Raw genomic sequence first — 17,259 nt, forward strand, 5'->3', positions numbered from 1 at the left:
TCGCCCGCCGCGCTGCTGAATCGAGACCCGGAGACGCCCATCGGTGACCTACGGGCCGCCGCCCCTTACTGCCGCTGCCAGCCGAGGGCAAGCCGATGACCGCTACTTTTCGGTATCATCGTAGCCGTTAAATGTTCCAGGGCGAGCGGATCCAACGCTGTGGTCGACAAGGTTCGACGATCCGGGCTCGCGCAAGACCGTCAAGAAACCCTCAGGTTCCCCGTGGGCGGGACGTCAATTCTGTTCTCGAAGATCAGCCTGTCCCTCCCATTCCTACCGGAAGACTCAGGTATGGCAACGCTCCTCTATCGGATGGGCTCCTTCGGGGCCGAGCGCTGGCGAACGATGTTGATCGGCTGGCTGCTCGCCCTCGGTGCCGTGGCCGGCTTGGGCATCTCGTTCGCCGGCACGTTCCAGGACAGCAGTTCCATCCCCGGCTCACCCGCTGAAACGGCGCTGACCAAGATGGACCGGCACTGGCCGGAACCGGTCGGCACGGGCGGGCAGATCGTCTTCCAGGCGCCCCCCGGACACCGGGTGACCGAGCCCGGGTTGCAGAAGTCCCTCACAAAGACCCTCGACGCGACGAGTCGTGTCGACGGAGTGATCGGGGTCAGCGATCCGGCCGAGGGCGGCGAGGTCTCCGAGGACGAGCGCACCGCGGTCGCCGAGATCCTCTTCGACACCAAGGACGGCGACGCGGCCGAAGCGACGCTCAAGGCCGTGAAGGACGCGGGGGCCGAGGCGCGAGGCGCGGGCTTCAAGACCGTGTACGGCGGTGACGCCTACTCTCCGCAGATTTCGCCCTTCGGTCCCGCCGAGATGATCGGCCTGGGGGTGGCACTGGCTGCCCTGGTGATCACGTTCGGTTCGCTGCTCGCCGCCGGCCTCCCGCTGATCACCGCCATTCTCGGCGTCGCCGGCACGATGCTCGCCATGATGGGCCTGGCGTCCGCATTCAACGTGTCTGACAACGCCCCGACCTTGGCCATCATGCTGGGCCTGGCCGTCGGGATCGACTACGCCCTGTTCATCGTCTCCCGCCATCGCGCCCAGCTCGCCGACGGCACTCCCGTCCGCGAGTCCATCGCCAAGGCCACTGCGACCGCCGGCAGCGCCGTCGTCTTCGCCGGCGCCACCGTCGTCATCGCCCTGGCGGGCCTGTCCGTCGCGGGTGTCCCGATGCTCACCTCGATGGGGCTCGCGTCCGCGGGAGCGGTCGCGGTCGCCGTCCTCATGGCACTCACCCTGCTGCCCGCCCTGATGGGCATGGCCGGGCGTCGGCTCGTCCCCAAGCCCGGTTCACGCGCCGCCCGGCAGGCCGACCGCGACAAAGCCAAGGCCACCCTGGGCGTGCGCTGGACGCAGGGAGTGCTGCGCCATCCCCTGCGCAACCTGATCCTGGGCACCCTCGCCCTCATCGCCCTGGCGATTCCCGCCACGCAGCTCAAGCTCGCCCTCACCGACGAGGGCTCCAACGCCACCACGACGTCCAGCCGCCAGGCCTACGACATGATCAGCGACGCCTTCGGGCCCGGCGCGAACGGTCCTCTGGTCATCCTCATCGAGGACGACTCCCCGGCCACCCTCCAGTCCACGGCGACCGCCGTCGAGAACAAGCTGAACGACACCGAGGGCATCGCGGACGTAAGCGGCGTCGACGTTGCCGAGGGCAAGAAGGCAGCCCGTATCCAGGTCATTCCCACCACTGGACCGCGCACTCAGGAGACCAGCGACCTGGTGTCCCAACTGCGTACGGAGATGCAGCCCATCGCCCGCGCGCACAGCAGCTACGTGGCGGTGACCGGGCTGACCGCCGTCAGCATCGACCTGTCCTCCAAGCTCGGCGACGCGCTGATCCCCTTCGCGATCGTCGTGATCGGCCTCTCCCTGCTGCTCCTGATGGTCGCGTTCCGGTCCATCGCCATCCCCATCAAGGCGACCGTGGGATTCCTGCTGTCCATCGGCGCGGCCTTCGGCGCCACCGTCGCGGTCTTCCAGTGGGGCTGGCTGTCCGGCCTGCTCGGTGTGCCCAGCCAGGGTCCCGTGGCCAGCTTCGTGCCCATCATCGTCATGGCCGTACTGTTCGGCCTCGCCATGGACTACGAGGTCTTCCTCGTCTCCGCCATGCGCGAGGACTACGTCCACCACCGCAACGCCCAGGCAGCGATCATCGCGGGCGCACGCAACGCCGCCCGCGTCGTGACATCGGCCGCGGTCATCATGATCTCGGTGTTCGTCAGCTTCCTCTTCTCTCACGACATCGACATCATGCCGATCGCGTTCGCACTGGCCTTCGGCGTCCTGGTCGACGCCTTCCTGGTCCGCATGATGCTCGTGCCGGCGGTACTGGCCCTCCTCGGCGACCGGGCCTGGTGGCTGCCCCGCCGACTCGACCGGATCCTGCCCCACCTCGACGTCGAGGGCGAGAACTTCCACGTGCCCGACGCCACCAGCAGAGAACACCGCCCCAGTGAGCCCGTAGCGCGATGAACAGCCGCGCCGATACCGGGAATTGTGTCGTATCGCCCCGTCCTCGAACAGGACAGAGGTGGCACAACTCCCCTGCCTCGCGCAAGGAGGACGCATGAAGGACGTTGACACTCCGAGCCCAGCAGACCACGTGCTCGTCGTGGACGACGACCCCGGTATCCGGCGCCTGCTGATCTCCGCACTCGGGTTCGCCGGATTCGAGGTGGACGTGGCGGGCGACCTGGCCGAAGCACTCGAACAGGTCGCCCGCCGGGCCCCGGACGTCATCGTGCTGGACGTCATGCTCCCCGGGGCCGACGGCTTCGACATTCTCCAACTGCTCCGATCCCGCACCGTCGACGTACCGGTCCTCTTCCTCACCGCACGCGATGCCGTCGAGGACCGGGTCCGCGGGTTGCGCCTGGGCGGCGACGACTACGTCACCAAACCCTTCAGCGTCGTCGAGGTCGGCGCACGTCTACAGGCCCTGCTCCGCAGAGCCCGCGGTGGCACCCTCGTGGCCGAGGACACCCTGTTGCGCTGTGCCGACCTGGAAATCGACGACCCACGCCACGAGGTCCGCCGCGCGGGCCGGCTCATCGAGCTCTCGCCCACCGAGTACCGACTGCTGCACCACCTCATGAGCCACCAGGGCCAGGTCCTCTCCCGGGCCCAAATCCTGGAAGCCGTCTGGCAGTACGACTTCGGCAGGGACTCCGTCGTCGTCGAACGCTTCGTCTCCAACCTGCGCCGAAAGATCGACCACGAACGCGTACCGCTGCTCCACACCGTCCGCGGCGTCGGCTACACCCTTCGAGAACAGGCTCAGCAGTGAAGCTCCATGGTCGTCTGCCCTGGTCCTTCTCCAGCGTCCGTCTGCGCCTGCTGGTCGGACTCTCCGTCCTCCTCACGGCCGTCCTGGTCGCCAGCGCGGCCAGCAGCACCCTTCTCCTGGAGGACTTCCTGCTGGAGCGGGACGAGACCACACTCAGAGCCAGTGCCGATCAACTCAGGGCCGTGATCGCCCAAGGCCCACAGTCCGCCGACGCCGACCAGTTCGGCGCACTTCTCGGCGCGCCGCTCGGCGTCGTCGCCGTCGATGCCGACAACCGCGTACTCGCCGCAACGGGTGCGGCCACCTCGGCCGCTGCCACACTCGCCGCACTGACCGACACCGTGCCGCCTGGTGAAGTCGTCACGTACGACAGAGCGGACGGCCGGAACAACTACAAAGCCATCCGCATCCTCAGCCCTGGGCTGACACTCGAACAAGACCCCGACGAACGCACCGTGAAGCCGGCCACACTCATCCTGGCCTTTGACACCTCTGTGGACGACGCGACCACCGACATTCTCGTCGCGCGCCAACTCGCCCTTGTCGGCGTCGCGTTGGCGCTCCTCCTGGGCCTTGCCACGATCGTCCTCCGGCTGGGCATGCGCCCCCTGGCCCAGATGGCTCACGCCGCCGACGCCATCGCCGCCGGCTCGCGCACCGAGCGCCTGCCCACCCGCGGCGACCACAGTGAGACCGACCTGCTGGCGGAAGCCGTCAACCGCGCCTTCGACGCCCAGGCACGCGCGGAAGCGACCGTCCGGTCGATGGCCGCCGACACCTCCCACGAACTGCGCACACCACTGTCGACGATCTCGGGCTGGCTCGACCTGCACCGCCAGGGCGGCGTATCGGGGCCGGGTCTGGAGAAAGCGCTCGACCACATCGAGAACGAGGTCGGACGCATGCGCCTGCTCGTCGAGGACCTCGCTCTGCTCGCCCGCCTGGACGCCGGCCGCCCTATGGACCGGGACGACGTCGACCTCACCGAACTCGCGGCCAGCGTCGTCGAAGACGCGCAGATCATCTATCCCGACCGCAGCATCGCCATGGCACCGTCATCGCCGACGCCCGTCCGCGGCGACGCCGCCCGCCTGCAGCAGGCCCTGCGCAACCTCGTCGGCAACGCCGTCCAGCACACCCCCGTCGGCACCGCCGTCCTGGTCGACATCACCCACCTTCATGGCGCCGTCCAACTCAAGGTCGGCGACAACGGACCAGGCATCTCACCTCAGGACCTGCCCCGCGTCTTCGAACGCTTCTGGCGCGCCGAGGCCAGCCGCAGCCGCGCCTACGGCGGTTCCGGCCTCGGCCTCGCCATCGTCGAAGCCATAGTTCACGCCCACCGCGGGCAGGTGTCCGTAGAGTCCGAAGTCGGCGTGGGCACCACCGTCACCATCCGGCTCCCTCACTCCACCAGCCGAAGACCGAAGGGGGTTGACGCGTAATGGCTTCGGGGACCCTGGCATCACCGCCAGCGCCCGGAGTACAGCGGCCTCGGCCACACCATCGGAACTCCGGAACAAGGCCGGGCGACTTGCCCGAAGGCCAGCAGCCGGACCCACACTGGTGAAGGTGGGCTACCTGCTCCTGAACCGGTCCGGACGCACGAAGTCCAGGCCCTCGACGGTCTGTTTGCCGATCGCCTCCTGTGCGGCGATGTGGCCATAGCCGGTGGCCATTTTGAAGCCCTTTCCGGAGAATCCGGTGGCGCAGTAGACCCTGCTGTTCTCGTCCAGCCAGCCGAGGAGGGGATGCCTGTCCTCGGTGAAAAGCTCGGGGAAGGCGTCGGAGCGCACGATGGTGGGGATCAGGCCGGGGAAGAAGTCGGTGACGATCTCGGTGACCTTTTCGACTTCTTGCGGGGTGAGTTCCCTGGGCACGGAGTCCGGGTCAGGAGTTTCCCTTCCGCGTCCGTCCAGTGGTCCGTCCACCGATGCCTTGACCGTCACGCCGTCGACGGCGGGCGCGCCGTACAGGGAGCGATCGCCGTACAGGCGACTGAAGACGGGGAAGTTCTCCGGCGAGAACTGCTTGCCGTCCTGGGCGACGAACCAGGTCAGGACGATCCGATGGGTTTCCGTGACGGCCTTGAGGTGGTCGGGCATGAGCCTTCGGGACCAGCCGCCCGAGGCGACGATGACCTTCTCGAACGTCCAGGCTCTGTCGCCCGAGGTGACGACCACGCCGTGTTCGGTTTCGGTGATGCTGTCCACCGGTGTGTTCTGAAGGACGGTGGCGCCATTCGCCTGTGCCGCCGCGACGGCGGCGCTGACGGCGCGGTCTGTACGCAGAACGCCGGCGCGGGGATCGTAGACGGCGCAGTCGTCCGGGCGGAGGTTGTGCTGGGGGTAGCGTTCCGCCAACTCCTCCCGGCTGAGGACGTAGTGCTCGGCTCCGCTGAGGCGCGTTGTCTCGAGGAGGCTGTTGATGAAGCTGCCGTTCCCCGTCCCGATGGACAGGCCCCCGGTAGTGGTGAGGATTTCCTGCCCGGTTTCCGCTTCGAGCTCGGCCCAGAGGCTGCGGGAGCGTTCCAGAATGGGGTAGTAGTCGGGCTGTCCGAAGTAGACCATGCGGAACAGGCGGGTGTCCCCGCCCACGGCACTGCGGCCGTGGGCGGGGGTGGCGGCCTCGAAGCCCACTACCGAGTCGGACAGCCGGGAGGCCTGCCACAGGGCCATGCTTCCGATGCTGCCCAAGCCGATGACTGCGAGTTCTGCGTCCATGAGAGCAGTTTCCTTTTCGTCTACTCGTGAAGTCCGGCGAGCCTGCTGCCGAATCGGGCCAGCAGTGAGGTCTTGCTGGAGCCCCTGCTTTCTTCCCACCGGTCGGCAATGCCGAAGAGCCGGTACATGGCGTGAACGCCCAGCCAGCGGATGGGTTCCGGTTCCCACTTCCGTGCCCGGTAGCCGACCCAGGGAAGAGTGGTCCGTTCGGTTTCCTTCTCGAAGGCGAGCTCCACGAGAGTCCTGCCGCCGACGTAGGCCGACGTGACGCCGTGCCCTGCGTAGCCGGTGGAAGATCCGATCCCCGACGCCGGATCCCAGTGCACGCCGCCGTTCCAGTCACGCGTGACGCCCAGGACTCCCGACCAGGCGTGGTCCACCTCGAAGGGGATGCCCGGGAAGAAGGTGCTGAGCTTGTGCGAGATCAGGTCAACGGTGGGCTGGGCGGTTGCACCCGCTCCCCCTGTGCCGGACCCGAAGCGGTAGGGGACACCGCGGCCCCCCATGGCGATACGGCCGTCCGATGTCCGTTGGGCGTAGATGAACGTGTGCGCGGAGTCGCTGAGGCACTGGAGTCCGTCCCAGCCGATCTCCTGCCATGCCTTCTCCGGCAAAGGCCTGGTCACGATCAACGAGGAATTGACCGGGATCAGGGTTCGGCGGCCAAGCAGCTGTCCCGAATAGCCTTCAGTGCAGATGAACGTCTTGGCCGCGGTGACGCGTCCGTTGGCCAGGGTGAGGGTCTTGCCCCCGACACTGTCCACTCGGCTGCCCTCGTAGATCCTTACCCCCATGGAGGTCAGGGTGCCGGCGAGGCCGTGGACGAGTTTCGCGGGGTGGAACCGCGCGCAGTGCTGGTAGGAGAGCCCGCCGTGGACGGTGGAGATGTTGATCCGGCTCCGGAACTCGTCCCGGTCGAGCATCTGGGTTTCGTCTTCCGTCAGCCCGTACTTCAGGTCGGCGTCACGCCTGGTGACAAGCCGGCCCAGCCCCGCCTCCGTGTGTGCGGCGACGAGCGCGCCCCCCTTGTGCTGATCGGCGTTGATACCTTCGGCCTGGAGGATGTCCAGGACGGAGTCGACGCCGGCGACGAATTCCTGCTGCAGCGCCCGGCTCGCTTCCAGCCCTCCCCCCGATGCGCGGGCGAAGGTGGCACGGTTTCCTGGTGGCATCGCCGAGAGCCAGCCACCGTTGCGTCCTGATGCGCCGTAGCCCACCTGTTCGGCCTCGAAGACGGCGACCGAGAGCGACGGTTCGAGCTTCTTGGCGAAGTACGCCGCCCACAGGCCGGTGTAGCCGCCGCCGACAATGGCCACGTCGACGGAGTCCTGGCCGGCGAAGCGGGGGAACGACGGCCTCTCGGCGGCCAGTCCGGCCATCCAGAAGCCGAGCTCTCCGTTTCGGGGTGGTGCCGCAACGGCGTTCATGTGCGTCCTTCTTCCGTGTCTGGGAACCGTGTGCGCCGGCGCCGGAAGGCGGTGTGGCCGCCGTCGACGGGGGCGGGTTGCCCCGGTGATGTACAAGGACTCCGACCATGCGAGGGACAGGACCGCGTCGACGATCTCCTCGGGGGTGGCGAGGCGTTGGAGCGGGATCTGCCCCTCACGCTCGCGCCGGGTGGCCTCGGGGTCGGACCTGGGCTGGAAGAAGGCCTCGATGACCGGGGTCGTGGTGCGGGCCGGGACGACGACGTTCACCAGAGGACTGCTGACATGCAGGCGTCGGGTTGAGAGCGATGGCGTCGACGGTGCCGAAGGTCTCCAGGGCTTCGCGGGCCAGGCACGTGCACGTCTTGACGTGCGGCCTGACGTCGAGGCTGTGCCTCGGCGGCCCTGCTTACGGTCGATGGTGTCCCGCATCACGCCGGCCGGCACGACCGGCTCCGGCTGGAGTGGCGATTCACTCGACGAGGGTGCCGAGTGCCTGTTGGAGCCGGTTCACAGCTGTACAGCTCATGATTGGTTCGCCGCTACACCGCGGTGCAGATCATCTGGATTTCGACAGGTGTGTTGAGGGGTAGCCCGGCGACTCCGATCGCGGTGCGCGCATGCCGTCCGTTCTCGCCCAGCACCTCGATGAGCAGTTCACTGGCCGCGTTGGCAACCTGCGACTGCCGACCGAAGTCCGGCGTACTGGCTACGAAGACCAGCATCTGCACGATCCGGACCCGGTCCAGGTCGCCCACCGCCTGCACAGCGGCGGCCAGGCAGTTGAGCGCGGCATGACGCGCGAGCTCCCGAGCCCTCTCCAGCTCGACGTCCCCGCCGACAATGCCCTGACCCAGCAGCTCGCCGTTCTTGAAAGGCAGTTGACCGGAGATGTGGATGCTGGAGTCCACCGCCCGGTGGTGCACGAAGTACGCGTTGCCGGCGAGGTCGGGGAGCTCCAGACCGAGGGCCTGGAGCCGAGCGGAAGCCGAGGCGCCCTTGACGGTTTGAGGCAGGGGCTGACTCATGCCGCCACCGCCTTGCTGCGGATCATTTCTCGATTCTCCGCTCAGGCGTCAGGGGCGCGGCAGGCCGAAGAGGACCGGGAGGTCGGCGATGTCGGTGATCCTCTCGTAGCCGAGCCAGTGCTCGTCGTGCTCGAAGCCGCGGTCGACGTACACCTTGTTCTTGATGCCCATGATGGCCGCGGAGCGGTGGTCGTACATCGGGCTCGCGGAGACGTGCACGATCTTGTCGGGTGTCACGCCGAGCTTGTCGAGCATGTACTCGAAGGCGCGGAGTCGCGGCTTGTAGACGCCCATCTCCTCGGCGCTGATGACGACCTCGAAGGGGGCCTTGAGGTTCTCCGCGAGGCGCACGGCATGGGCGGTGTCGCTGTTGGTGATGATGACCAGCGGGACTTCCTCGGCCAGGCGGTTCAGCGCCTCGGTGACACCGGGGTACGGGCCCCAGGTGGGGATGCGCTCATACACCGCCCGCGCCTCGTCCTCGCGGTACTCGAGACCGACGCTGCGCGAGGCACGTTCCATGGAACGTGCGACGACCTGGTGGAACGGCTGGTACGCGCCCGTGCACTCGTCGATCCGGTACGCCTTGCAGATCCGCAGGTACTCATCGGCGACCTCGGCCGGCAGCCGGTCGCCCAGGACCTCACGCATCGTGTCGTTGATGCTGAACTTGATCAGTGTTCCGTTCATGTCGAACGTCACGAACTTGGGCTTGATGTCGAATCCCACGAGTCCTCCTAGTTCTTCAGGGGGAAGCGATCTGAGACCGGGCCCCCTGGTCGATTGTCGACCATCTGACGGTCGATTGTCGACCATATAACCATCGGCTGTCAACGAGTCCATGGCCGGTCAGCGTTCAGGCTGCGCGGATCGGAAACGTCACCGATCTGCCAGGGGCTCGGCGTCTCACGCACGAGCCACGGACCGCCGCGCTCCCCCTCGCTCATCGCCGCGGAGACCGAGCAGGCCACCGAACCACCGCCCGGTCAATCACATCGACTCTGGTGGACACGCCCTGGCACGGCCGGCTGGTCCGGTTCCGCCCACCACGGCGCCTGCATGGTCGGCTGTCCTCTGCGGCAGGTCCCCAGGTACCCGCTTCGCCGGACCGGCATGGGCCTGGAGGCAGCCGCGCCTTCAGGGAGCGCCGTGCGCGGTAACCGCCTCGCTAGCAGCGTGGATGAAAAACCAGCGGAGGTATAGTCGACAAACGACCAAGTGGTCGACAATGAGCAACGGAGGGCGCCGGGGTGGACCACAAGTTCGAGTGGCAGGAGCAGCGGACGACGACGCCGGACGGTGTCTACCGCACCCTGCGTGCCGCCATCCTCAACGGGACCGTACCTCCTGGCGGCCAGCTGCGCGAGGCGCACATCGCCACGGATCTCGGGATCAGCCGGTCCCCGCTGCGCGAGGCGCTGACCAAGCTGGAGGAGGAAGGGCTCGTCGTCAAGATCCCCTACCGTGGAGCGTTCGTGGTAGAGGTCAGCGCGCGTGAGGTCGCCGAGATCGACTCGGTCCGGCTACATGTCGAACCGTACGCCGCCGAGCTCTCGGCCGAAGCACTGCGCGGTCCTGAGCGGCCTCAGTTGCTGCAAACCGTCGAAGATCTCCGCCGGGCTATGGAGAAGGACGACATCCCGGCCAGCATCGACGCGCACCTTCGCTTCCACAGGCTCTTCTACGATCTCTCGGGGCACGGCGTCCTGCAGAGTCTCTGGAACGGCTGGGAGACCAAGCTGCGCCTCTACCTCAGCGTCGATCACCGCACTTACAGCGACAACCCGCATCAATTGGTCGTCGAGCACGAGAGGTTGGCCACGGTTGCCCTGGAAGGCGACACCCACTCGTTCCGCCAGGAACTGGCTGCCCACTTCCCCATGGGGCTGCGAGCCCAGACGGGAGATCCAGGGGACCGCACGCCTCGCCATGCATGAGGCCATGCCGCCTGCGTGAAGTGTCCGACCTCACTCGTCACCGGGACGTTGTAGACCGATGTCGGGAGTCAAGGCGCGGGGGTGCGCCGGCAGCCAGTGCTGATGGCAGGCGTCCTGTGGTGACGTAGTTGTCCAGGATCAGACGGACATCGAGGCCGGTGGGACTTCCTTGTCGAGCTTCGTCAGGAACTTCTTCAACTCGACGGCCCGGTGGCGCCGGTGGAGGGAGCCGATCACCTTGCCGGTGGCGGCTTCCGGCGCGGCGAACAGGGTGGTGGAGTTGGTGCGCCGGCAGGAGGGGCAGAACGCGAAGCCGACGGCGTGCGTGATCGACGCGCAGAGCGTCAAGACCTCCACCAGCGTCCCCGCCACAAGTCAGGGCGTGGACGACGCCAAGAAGATCGTGGTCCGCAAGCGCAGCATCGTGACCGACACACTCGGCCTCCTGCTCGCGGTGCCGGTCACCGCGGCCAGCGTCCAGGACTCCATGGCCGGCATCCAACTGCTCGGCCAGGTCACCGCCGACCAGCCCGGCATCCGCAAGGTCTGAGTAGACGGCAGCTGCCGCAAGCACTTCGTCGAGCACGCCGCCACCCTCGGCATCGATAGAGAAATCACCGCCCGCCCCCGGGGACCAGGGGGTTGAGATCCCGAAAAGCTGGGCGGTCGGGCGAACGAACGGCGGGCTGATGCTGCACCGCCGCTTGGCCCGCGACTACGAGACGCTCCCGGCCCGCTCCGAAGCCATGATCCACCTGGCGGGGACGCGCACCCCGCCACCGCACCTCTGGACAGCGAACCCTGACTGGTAGTCAGGTAAGGCTGCTTCACTGCATCGCGCGCTGACCGTGCGCTGGCGAGCGAGGGGATGTTGGACATGAGGTGCGACTGCCTCCAGGAGGCGCGCAGCGACACCACCGGCATCGGTGTTTGCTCGCGCTGCGGCTTGGCCACCTGCGAGAAACACGCCCGCGCACGCCAGGTACAGGTCACCCGCCAGATCGGAATGGGCGCTTCGTACGGCCGCGTCCCGGCACACAGGGTGGCATGCCACACCTGCGACATCCCGAACTACTGGCGCGACGTCCGGGCTCAGCCGTGGCCACGACTCGGCGGCACGCTGGAGGCGCGACCGCGGACCACAAGATGCCGCAGGAGCAGGGCAGTGACGGAGCTGTCACCGGGGGCCAGGACGTCGACTGCGGCACGAGCGGGACGCCCTGCCCGGACCCGCGGGACTTCCGGGCACAGCCATGAAGTCCACGCCGACCAGGGATAGTAGACCGGCTTGCAACCAGTCTCGTCGGGTGTGAGGCCGGTCATCCGTGTCAACCGCTCGAGAACCATCGCTTCCAGCAGCGGCGGATCAAGTCGCGCGCGGTACCCGGTTGCAGCCCGAGGCTTAAGTCTGTATTGACAGTGCTCGACGGCCAGCCATATGGTCGACAAACGACAATATGATGGCTGTTTTAAGCCATCCTGCGGCTGTTTCTCCGCCACTGGTACTCGAGAGGAGAACCGAGTACAGATGATCAAGATCCATACGAAGCCTCGGCTTCCGCTCGGCTCCAGGCCAGCATCCACATCTCCGGTCAACTGCCTTTCAAGAACGGCGAGCTGCTGGGTCAGGGCATTGTCGGCGGGGACGTCGAGCTGGAGAGGGCTCGGGAGCTCGCGCGTCATGCCGCGCTCAACTGCCTGGCCGCCGCTGTGCAGGCGGTGGGCGACCTGGACGCCGCGATCGTTCGGCAGCAGAGGGGACCAGCATCCGCGCCCCCGATCATTCCCAGGCAGAACCACAAGGAGGGCAGCGTGAACCGGCTGCAACGAGCACTCGACGCTCTTGTCGAGCGGATCGACACCCCCGCGCCGATCGTGCTGGTCGACGTCATGCAAGGCAACATCGACCGCGTACAGGGCTTCGCCGACCAGCACGACCTCAAGGTCAGGCCGCACGTCAAGACACACAAGTGTGTGGAGATCGGCCGACGCCAGATCGAGGCCGGCGCGGTCGGGATCACCGCGGGCAATGTCGGTGAGGCCGAGGTCTTCGCCGCGGCCGGCTTCGACGACATCTTCCTCGCCTACCCGATCTGGCCCGCGGGATCGAAGAAGCCCCGGATTCGCCGGCTCGCCGAGTCCACCCGGCTGCGGGTCGGGGTCGACAACGTCGCGGCGATCGAGGCCCTCGCCGACGCGATGGGAGACGAACCGCACCGGCTACAGGTGGTGCTCGAGGTCGACTGTGGCGCCCGTCGTTCCGGGGCGCCGCCCGAGGCTGCGGGCGATCTCGCGCTCGCCGCCCGCAAACGCGGTCTGGTGCCGGTGGGAGTCTTCACCTATCCAGGGCACGGCGGCGCCGGCCGGGACGTTCGCCGGCGCGCCGCGCAGGACCAGGAGGCCGCGCTCACCACCGCGATACGCAGCCTCGCCGGTGTCGGGGTCACCGCTGAGGTGGTCAGCGCCGGCTCCACTCCCACCCTCGAGTTCTCCACCAGCAGCGTGATCACTGAGATCCGTCCCGGCGAGTACGTCTTCGGCGATCTGAACAACGCCCGGCTGGGCTCCTGCGAGGAAGACCAGATCGCGCTGTTCGTCGCCGGCACCGTGGTCAGCGACTGGGTCCCCGGCCAGGTCATCCTGGATGTGGGCACCAAAGCCCTCAGTCGCGAAGGCACCCCCGAGATCGGCTACGGCGGCATCGCCGGCACCAAGGCGGTTCTGGGCAAGCTCAACGAGTACCACGGGTTTCTTCCGCTGCCTGACGGCGAGTTCCGCCCCGGCGTCGGCAGCGTCGTACCGGTCGTGCCGAACCACGTGTGCCCGGTCGTCCTCGGCTTCGAGGAACTGATCGTCACCGACAGCACGGGCACGTCGCTGCAGCGCTGGCCGGTCGACGCCCGCGGATTCCTCAACTGACCGGCTTAGGGACAAGACCCCCGTGGCCGAGCCCGCGCCCCGACCGACCTCCCCCGTAAAGGAATGCCTGACATGAGACTCAACAACGTCACGGCCCTGGTGACAGGCGCCAGCAGTGGCATCGGACAGGCGGTGAGTTCCCACTTCCGCCGCGAGGGCGCGCGGCTGCTGCTCACCGGCCGCAAGGAGCGACTCGACGGCGCTCAGCCCGATGACCTGTACGTTCCCGGAGACCTCAACGACGAGGCGTTCGTCGAGCACATGGCCGAGCAGGCCGCCGAGTCGCTCGGAAGCGTTGACGTCGTCGTCCTCAACCACGGCCTCCAGGCGACCAGTTCGCTCACCGATATGCCCTACGACGACGCGAAGAACGTGCTCGAGAGCAACCTGCTCAGCGCGTTCCTGGTGATGAAGCACTTCGCGCCACTGATGCCCGAGACCGGCGGCTCGTTCGTCTGCGTCAGTTCGCGGCTGGGCATGGTCGGCATGTCCGGGCAGGTCCTGTATTCCGCCGCCAAGGGGGGCCTCATCATGCTCGCCAAGGGCGCGGCGATCGAATGGGCCCCGCGCAACATCCGTGTCAATGTCGTCGCTCCGGGCCTGACCGCCACCCCGATCATCGAAGCGGCGTTCCAGCGCAGGGCCGACCCCGAGGGCTACCGCCGCGAGCGCGAGAGCACGATCCCGCTCCAACGCCTGGCCACCCCTGAGGAGGTCGCTGACGCGGTGCTCTTCTTCGCGTCGTCGGAGTCGTCATACGTGACCGGATCGGTCCTGACCGTCGACGGTGGGTACACCGCCTTCTGAAACCCTGTTGGGGCATCAGCACCAGCATTGGTCTGAACGTCCCGTTCTCCCTCTCGCGTTCTACCTCCGGCGACCGCCGTTCGCGGCTTGCCCGAACGACCACGAGTCGAGCCGCATGCCCCGATCGCCGCACTCGAACTGCCCCACCCACAGTACGTCCCGCCAAGGACCGCATCCTCGCCACCCGGCCGACTGGACGCCACCGCGACGCGTCGTGCTGAGGACCGCCGCCACCCTGCGGGTCACCGCCTGTGACGGCTCCAGCCTCCCCACCGCCGTTCACCTGGCCTTCTGGCCGGCATCGCCCGGACAACAAAGTCGTCGGTGATGTCGATCCACGGCGAACACGCGCCCAGAAGCGACAACCGGCAACGCAAGATGCTCTGTCCGCGTTCGCCGCCCATCTTCGACGACGCCGACCTCGACCTCGCGGTCCGCGAAGCGCTGATCGCGAAGATACGGCTGGGCGGCCAGTCCTGTGTCGGCGCCAACCGGTTCCTGGTCCAGGAGGGAATCGCCGACGCGTTCGCCGACGCCATGGGCGAACGGATCGCCGCCACCAAGGTGGGGCCCCCGGACGGGGAGGACATCGAGCTCGGTCCGCTGGCCGACCACCGTGCGGTGGACAAGGTCCACCACCTCGTCGAGGACGCCGTGGCCCGTGGTGCCGTCGTCGTCGGCAAGGCGAACATCCCTGACGGGCCGGGCCACTATGCAGCCCCCACCGTGCTGGACCACGTCCCCGCCGACGCCGCGATCATGCACGAGGAGGTCTTCGGACCTGTCGCCGCGATCCACCGGTTCTCCACCGAGGCCGAGGCCCTCGCGGTGGCCAGCGACACCGAACACGGCCTCGCGTCGTACGTGATGACGTCTCACATCGACCGCGCCCGCCGGGTCGCCGCCCGTCTCCAGGCCGGAATGGTCGGCATCCACCGCGGCCTGGTCTCCGAGGTCGCGGCACCTTTCGGCGGGGTCAAGCAGTCCGGCCTGGGCCGCGAGGGCGGACCGGAAGGCCTCCACGAGTACCAGCAGCTCAAGTACCAGTCGATGCCCGGCTTCACCACCTGAGCAAGCCGGCACGTCGCCGGCCCGGCCGACCGGCGGATCTTCGACAGGAACGGTGGCGTGAAGCAGCTCCTCACCTGGTTCTCGTTCCAGTCGTACAACCACCTGGACCGCTGTATCCGCCACTACGCCTACCAGCTCCGCCTCGACACCATCACCACCGTTGACGCCGTTGCCGCAGGCGAGCCACAGCCCGGCAGCGACCACCGGTTCGTGGACCGTTGGCCAGGTGACCGGGGCACCTGAGTTCGCCGCGCGGGGGTCAGACGGCCGACGCCGACTTCTTCCGCGATGTGTGGCGCCCGCCCGTCACTTCCGCGCTGTCGTCCCGTGGGGAAGGGGCTCGACCGAGCGCAGGTGTTCCCTCAGCCACTGCTCGGTGTTGCTCACGTGCAGCAGTGCGGCGGCCTGGCTGAGGGCGGCGTCGCGGGTGGACAAAGCGTTGAAGATCGCCTCGTGCTCGGCGAGGGTACGGCCCGCGGCCTTGTCGTCGACCAGACCGCGCCAGATGCGGGCGCGCAGGGTGCGGCCGGAGATCCCTTCGAGGAGGGTGAGGAGGCTTTCGTTGCCCGTGGCCGAGACGACGGCGCGGTGGAAGGCGGCGTCGTGGGCGTTGAGCTGTTCGACGTCGTCGCGGGCCTCGCGCATGGCGTCCAGGTGCCGCTTCACCTCGGCCAGCTGTTCATCGGAGATCCGGGTGGCGGCAAGCGCCGTGGCGACCGGTTCGAGGAGCCGCCGTACCTCCATGAGGTCTTGCAGGGCGGCCGAGTCGCCCTGCAACAGCTCCACCGCCCCGCCGAGGCCCTCCAGGAGCAGGCTCGGTTGGAGGCTGGTCACATACGTGCCGTCGCCGCGCCGGACTTCCAGGACCCGAGCGACGGCCAGTGCCTTGACCGCTTCCCGGGCGAGGTTGCGGGACAGTCCCAGCTGGGCGGCCAGGTCCGGCTCCGGCGGGAGCTTCGAGCCCGGAGGCAGCGCACCGGTCCGGATCAGCTCACGGATCCGCTCGATGGCCTTGTCCGTCAGAGACACCGCGCATCCCTCCCCCCACCGTGCCCCGCGAGCACGTCCGACCTGATCAGCCCCTGAGCGCGGAGATCGTGCCAGAGACCGTCAGGGACGCGCTGATCTTGGAGTTTCACGTTCCGTATGACCTGATCCGGGGTCCGCATGCCGAGGGTGACGTTGATGATACTGGGATGCGTGTACGGGAAGGTGATCGCGGCGGCGGGCAGGGTGGTCCCGTGCCCCTTGCAGACCGCGGCGATCGCCCGGGCACGGGCGACCAGGTCCGGTGGGGCGTCCCGGTAGTCGTACTTCATGCCCTCGGCGGGCCGGTCTTGGGAGAGCAGTCCCGAGTTGAACACCCCGACCGCCACCACGCTCTTGCCCAGTTCCCGCGCGGCGGGCAGGACGTCGTCCAGCGCCGACTGGTCGAGGAGTGTGTAGCGCCCGGCGAGCATGACCACGTCGGCGGCGGTCTCGCGCAGGAAGCGGGCGAGCATCGCCGACTGGTTCATGCCGGCGCCGATCGCACCGATCACGCCCTGGTCGCGCAGTTCGGCGAGGGTGGGCATGGCCTCCTCGGCGGCCTGCCGCCAGTGGTCGTCGGGATCGTGCAGGTAGACGACGTCGAGGCGGTCCAGGCCGGTGCGCTCGAGCGTGTTCTCGATGGAGCGGAGTACGCCGTCGCGGCTGAAGTCCCACTGCCGGCGCAGGTCGTCGCGTACGACGAAGCCTTCGCTGTCGACGCCCTGTGGACGTTCGTTGGGGACGAGGAGCCGGCCGACCTTGGAGGAGATGACGTACGCGTCACGTGGGCGGCCTCGCAGGGCAGCGCCCAGCCGGCGCTCGGAGAGGCCGAGGCCGTAGTGCGGTGCGGTGTCGAAATACCGTAGGCCGGCCTCCCATGCCGCGTCGACGGCGGCGGTCGCGTCGTCGACCGGGGTGACGCGGTAGAGGTTGCCGATCACGGACGCCCCGAAGCCGAGCTCGGTGAGAGAGACGGAGGTGTTCTGAATCTTCCGTTGCTGCAAGGCGTGC

Annotated in this window: 14 protein-coding genes and 3 pseudogenes; 10 read left to right on the forward strand and 7 right to left on the reverse strand. The window is 68.0% G+C overall.

The genetic code is table 11. From position 1 onward, the window contains the following. The first annotated feature begins 291 nt into the window (after nt 1-291). The 3 genes from ACFYX4_RS35830 (at nt 292) to ACFYX4_RS35840 (ending at nt 4,752) form a co-directional block, all read left to right on the forward strand. A complete protein-coding gene (locus ACFYX4_RS35830) occupies nt 292-2,493 on the forward strand; it encodes an MMPL family transporter (RefSeq protein ID WP_389342725.1) in 2,202 nt (733 codons plus the stop codon). Nucleotides 2,494-2,587: 94 nt separating this feature from the next. Continuing rightward, on the forward strand, nt 2,588-3,307 hold the full coding sequence (locus tag ACFYX4_RS35835) for a response regulator transcription factor (RefSeq protein WP_389342728.1): 720 nt from the start codon (nt 2,588-2,590) through the stop codon (nt 3,305-3,307). After that, a complete protein-coding gene (locus ACFYX4_RS35840) occupies nt 3,304-4,752 on the forward strand; it encodes a sensor histidine kinase (protein WP_389342731.1) in 1,449 nt (482 codons plus the stop codon). Before ACFYX4_RS35835 ends, ACFYX4_RS35840 begins: the two co-directional genes overlap by 4 nt. 132 nt (nt 4,753-4,884) lie before the next feature. Here the strand turns inward: ACFYX4_RS35840 and solA are convergent, their stop codons facing one another. The 4 genes from solA to ACFYX4_RS35860 form a co-directional block, all read right to left on the reverse strand. Then, a complete protein-coding gene (gene solA / locus ACFYX4_RS35845) occupies nt 4,885-6,030 on the reverse strand; it encodes an N-methyl-L-tryptophan oxidase (protein ID WP_389342734.1) in 1,146 nt (381 codons plus the stop codon). A gap of 20 nt (nt 6,031-6,050) precedes the next feature. Beyond that, a complete protein-coding gene (locus ACFYX4_RS35850; protein ID WP_389342737.1) occupies nt 6,051-7,457 on the reverse strand; it encodes an NAD(P)/FAD-dependent oxidoreductase in 1,407 nt (468 codons plus the stop codon). Between the two features lie 542 nt (nt 7,458-7,999). Beyond that, a complete protein-coding gene (locus ACFYX4_RS35855; RefSeq protein WP_389342740.1) occupies nt 8,000-8,485 on the reverse strand; it encodes a RidA family protein in 486 nt (161 codons plus the stop codon). Between the two features lie 48 nt (nt 8,486-8,533). Then, nucleotides 8,534-9,214, reverse strand: a complete 681-nt coding sequence (locus ACFYX4_RS35860) for a haloacid dehalogenase type II (protein WP_389342743.1) — start codon at nt 9,212-9,214, stop codon at nt 8,534-8,536. A 521-nt stretch (nt 9,215-9,735) separates the two neighbouring features. Here ACFYX4_RS35860 and ACFYX4_RS35865 point away from each other — a divergent pair. After that, nucleotides 9,736-10,422: a GntR family transcriptional regulator gene (locus ACFYX4_RS35865; protein WP_389342746.1), complete on the forward strand. Its 687-nt coding sequence runs from the start codon at nt 9,736-9,738 to the stop codon at nt 10,420-10,422. Between the two features lie 138 nt (nt 10,423-10,560). On the opposite strand, the gene ACFYX4_RS35870 is transcribed toward ACFYX4_RS35865, so the two are convergent. Further along, complete coding sequence (locus ACFYX4_RS35870) at nt 10,561-10,779, reverse strand: hypothetical protein (protein WP_389342933.1); 219 nt, start codon at nt 10,777-10,779, stop codon at nt 10,561-10,563. Here ACFYX4_RS35870 and ACFYX4_RS35875 point away from each other — a divergent pair. The 6 genes and pseudogenes from ACFYX4_RS35875 to ACFYX4_RS35900 all read left to right on the forward strand — a co-directional run. After that, nucleotides 10,703-11,234: pseudogene (locus ACFYX4_RS35875) on the forward strand (transposase); the annotation flags it as partial. The gene ACFYX4_RS35870 and the pseudogene ACFYX4_RS35875 overlap by 77 nt on opposite strands. Nucleotides 11,235-12,141: 907 nt before the next feature. Next, complete coding sequence (locus ACFYX4_RS35880) at nt 12,142-13,341, forward strand: alanine racemase (RefSeq protein WP_389342749.1); 1,200 nt, start codon at nt 12,142-12,144, stop codon at nt 13,339-13,341. Nucleotides 13,342-13,413: 72 nt separating this feature from the next. Then, nucleotides 13,414-14,148, forward strand: a complete 735-nt coding sequence (locus ACFYX4_RS35885) for an SDR family NAD(P)-dependent oxidoreductase (protein WP_389342752.1) — start codon at nt 13,414-13,416, stop codon at nt 14,146-14,148. 211 nt (nt 14,149-14,359) lie between these two features. Beyond that, nucleotides 14,360-14,526: pseudogene (locus tag ACFYX4_RS35890) on the forward strand (IS110 family transposase); the annotation flags it as partial. After that, a complete protein-coding gene (locus tag ACFYX4_RS35895; RefSeq protein WP_389342912.1) occupies nt 14,527-15,219 on the forward strand; it encodes an aldehyde dehydrogenase family protein in 693 nt (230 codons plus the stop codon). 6 nt (nt 15,220-15,225) lie between these two features. Next, nucleotides 15,226-15,462 (forward strand): annotated as a pseudogene (locus ACFYX4_RS35900) (AbfB domain-containing protein); the annotation flags it as partial. A 63-nt stretch (nt 15,463-15,525) separates the two neighbouring features. On the opposite strand, the gene ACFYX4_RS35905 reads toward ACFYX4_RS35900, so the two are convergent. Both ACFYX4_RS35905 and ACFYX4_RS35910 read right to left on the reverse strand, forming a co-directional pair. Continuing rightward, the gene (locus ACFYX4_RS35905) at nt 15,526-16,248 is read right to left on the reverse strand and encodes a FadR/GntR family transcriptional regulator (protein WP_389342755.1); all 723 of its coding nucleotides are present in this window, start codon (nt 16,246-16,248) and stop codon (nt 15,526-15,528) included. Further along, nucleotides 16,239-17,252, reverse strand: a complete 1,014-nt coding sequence (locus ACFYX4_RS35910) for an aldo/keto reductase (protein WP_389342758.1) — start codon at nt 17,250-17,252, stop codon at nt 16,239-16,241. The genes ACFYX4_RS35905 and ACFYX4_RS35910 overlap by 10 nt, the downstream gene beginning before the upstream one ends. Nucleotides 17,253-17,259: the final 7 nt, after the last annotated feature.

The organism is Streptomyces sp. NPDC002328 (assembly GCF_042890065.1).
Taxonomy (GTDB): Bacteria; Actinomycetota; Actinomycetes; order Streptomycetales; family Streptomycetaceae; genus Streptomyces.

Coding starts and splice junctions, on each gene's coding strand:
- ACFYX4_RS35830 (WP_389342725.1), top strand. CDS start 292: ATGGCAACGCTCCTCTATCGGATGGGCTCCTTCGGGGCCGAGCGCTGG.
- ACFYX4_RS35835 (WP_389342728.1), top strand. CDS start 2,588: ATGAAGGACGTTGACACTCCGAGCCCAGCAGACCACGTGCTCGTCGTG.
- solA (WP_389342734.1), bottom strand. CDS start 6,030: ATGGACGCAGAACTCGCAGTCATCGGCTTGGGCAGCATCGGAAGCATG.
- ACFYX4_RS35850 (WP_389342737.1), bottom strand. CDS start 7,457: ATGAACGCCGTTGCGGCACCACCCCGAAACGGAGAGCTCGGCTTCTGG.
- ACFYX4_RS35855 (WP_389342740.1), bottom strand. CDS start 8,485: ATGAGTCAGCCCCTGCCTCAAACCGTCAAGGGCGCCTCGGCTTCCGCT.
- ACFYX4_RS35885 (WP_389342752.1), top strand. CDS start 13,414: ATGAGACTCAACAACGTCACGGCCCTGGTGACAGGCGCCAGCAGTGGC.
- ACFYX4_RS35895 (WP_389342912.1), top strand. CDS start 14,527: ATGCTCTGTCCGCGTTCGCCGCCCATCTTCGACGACGCCGACCTCGAC.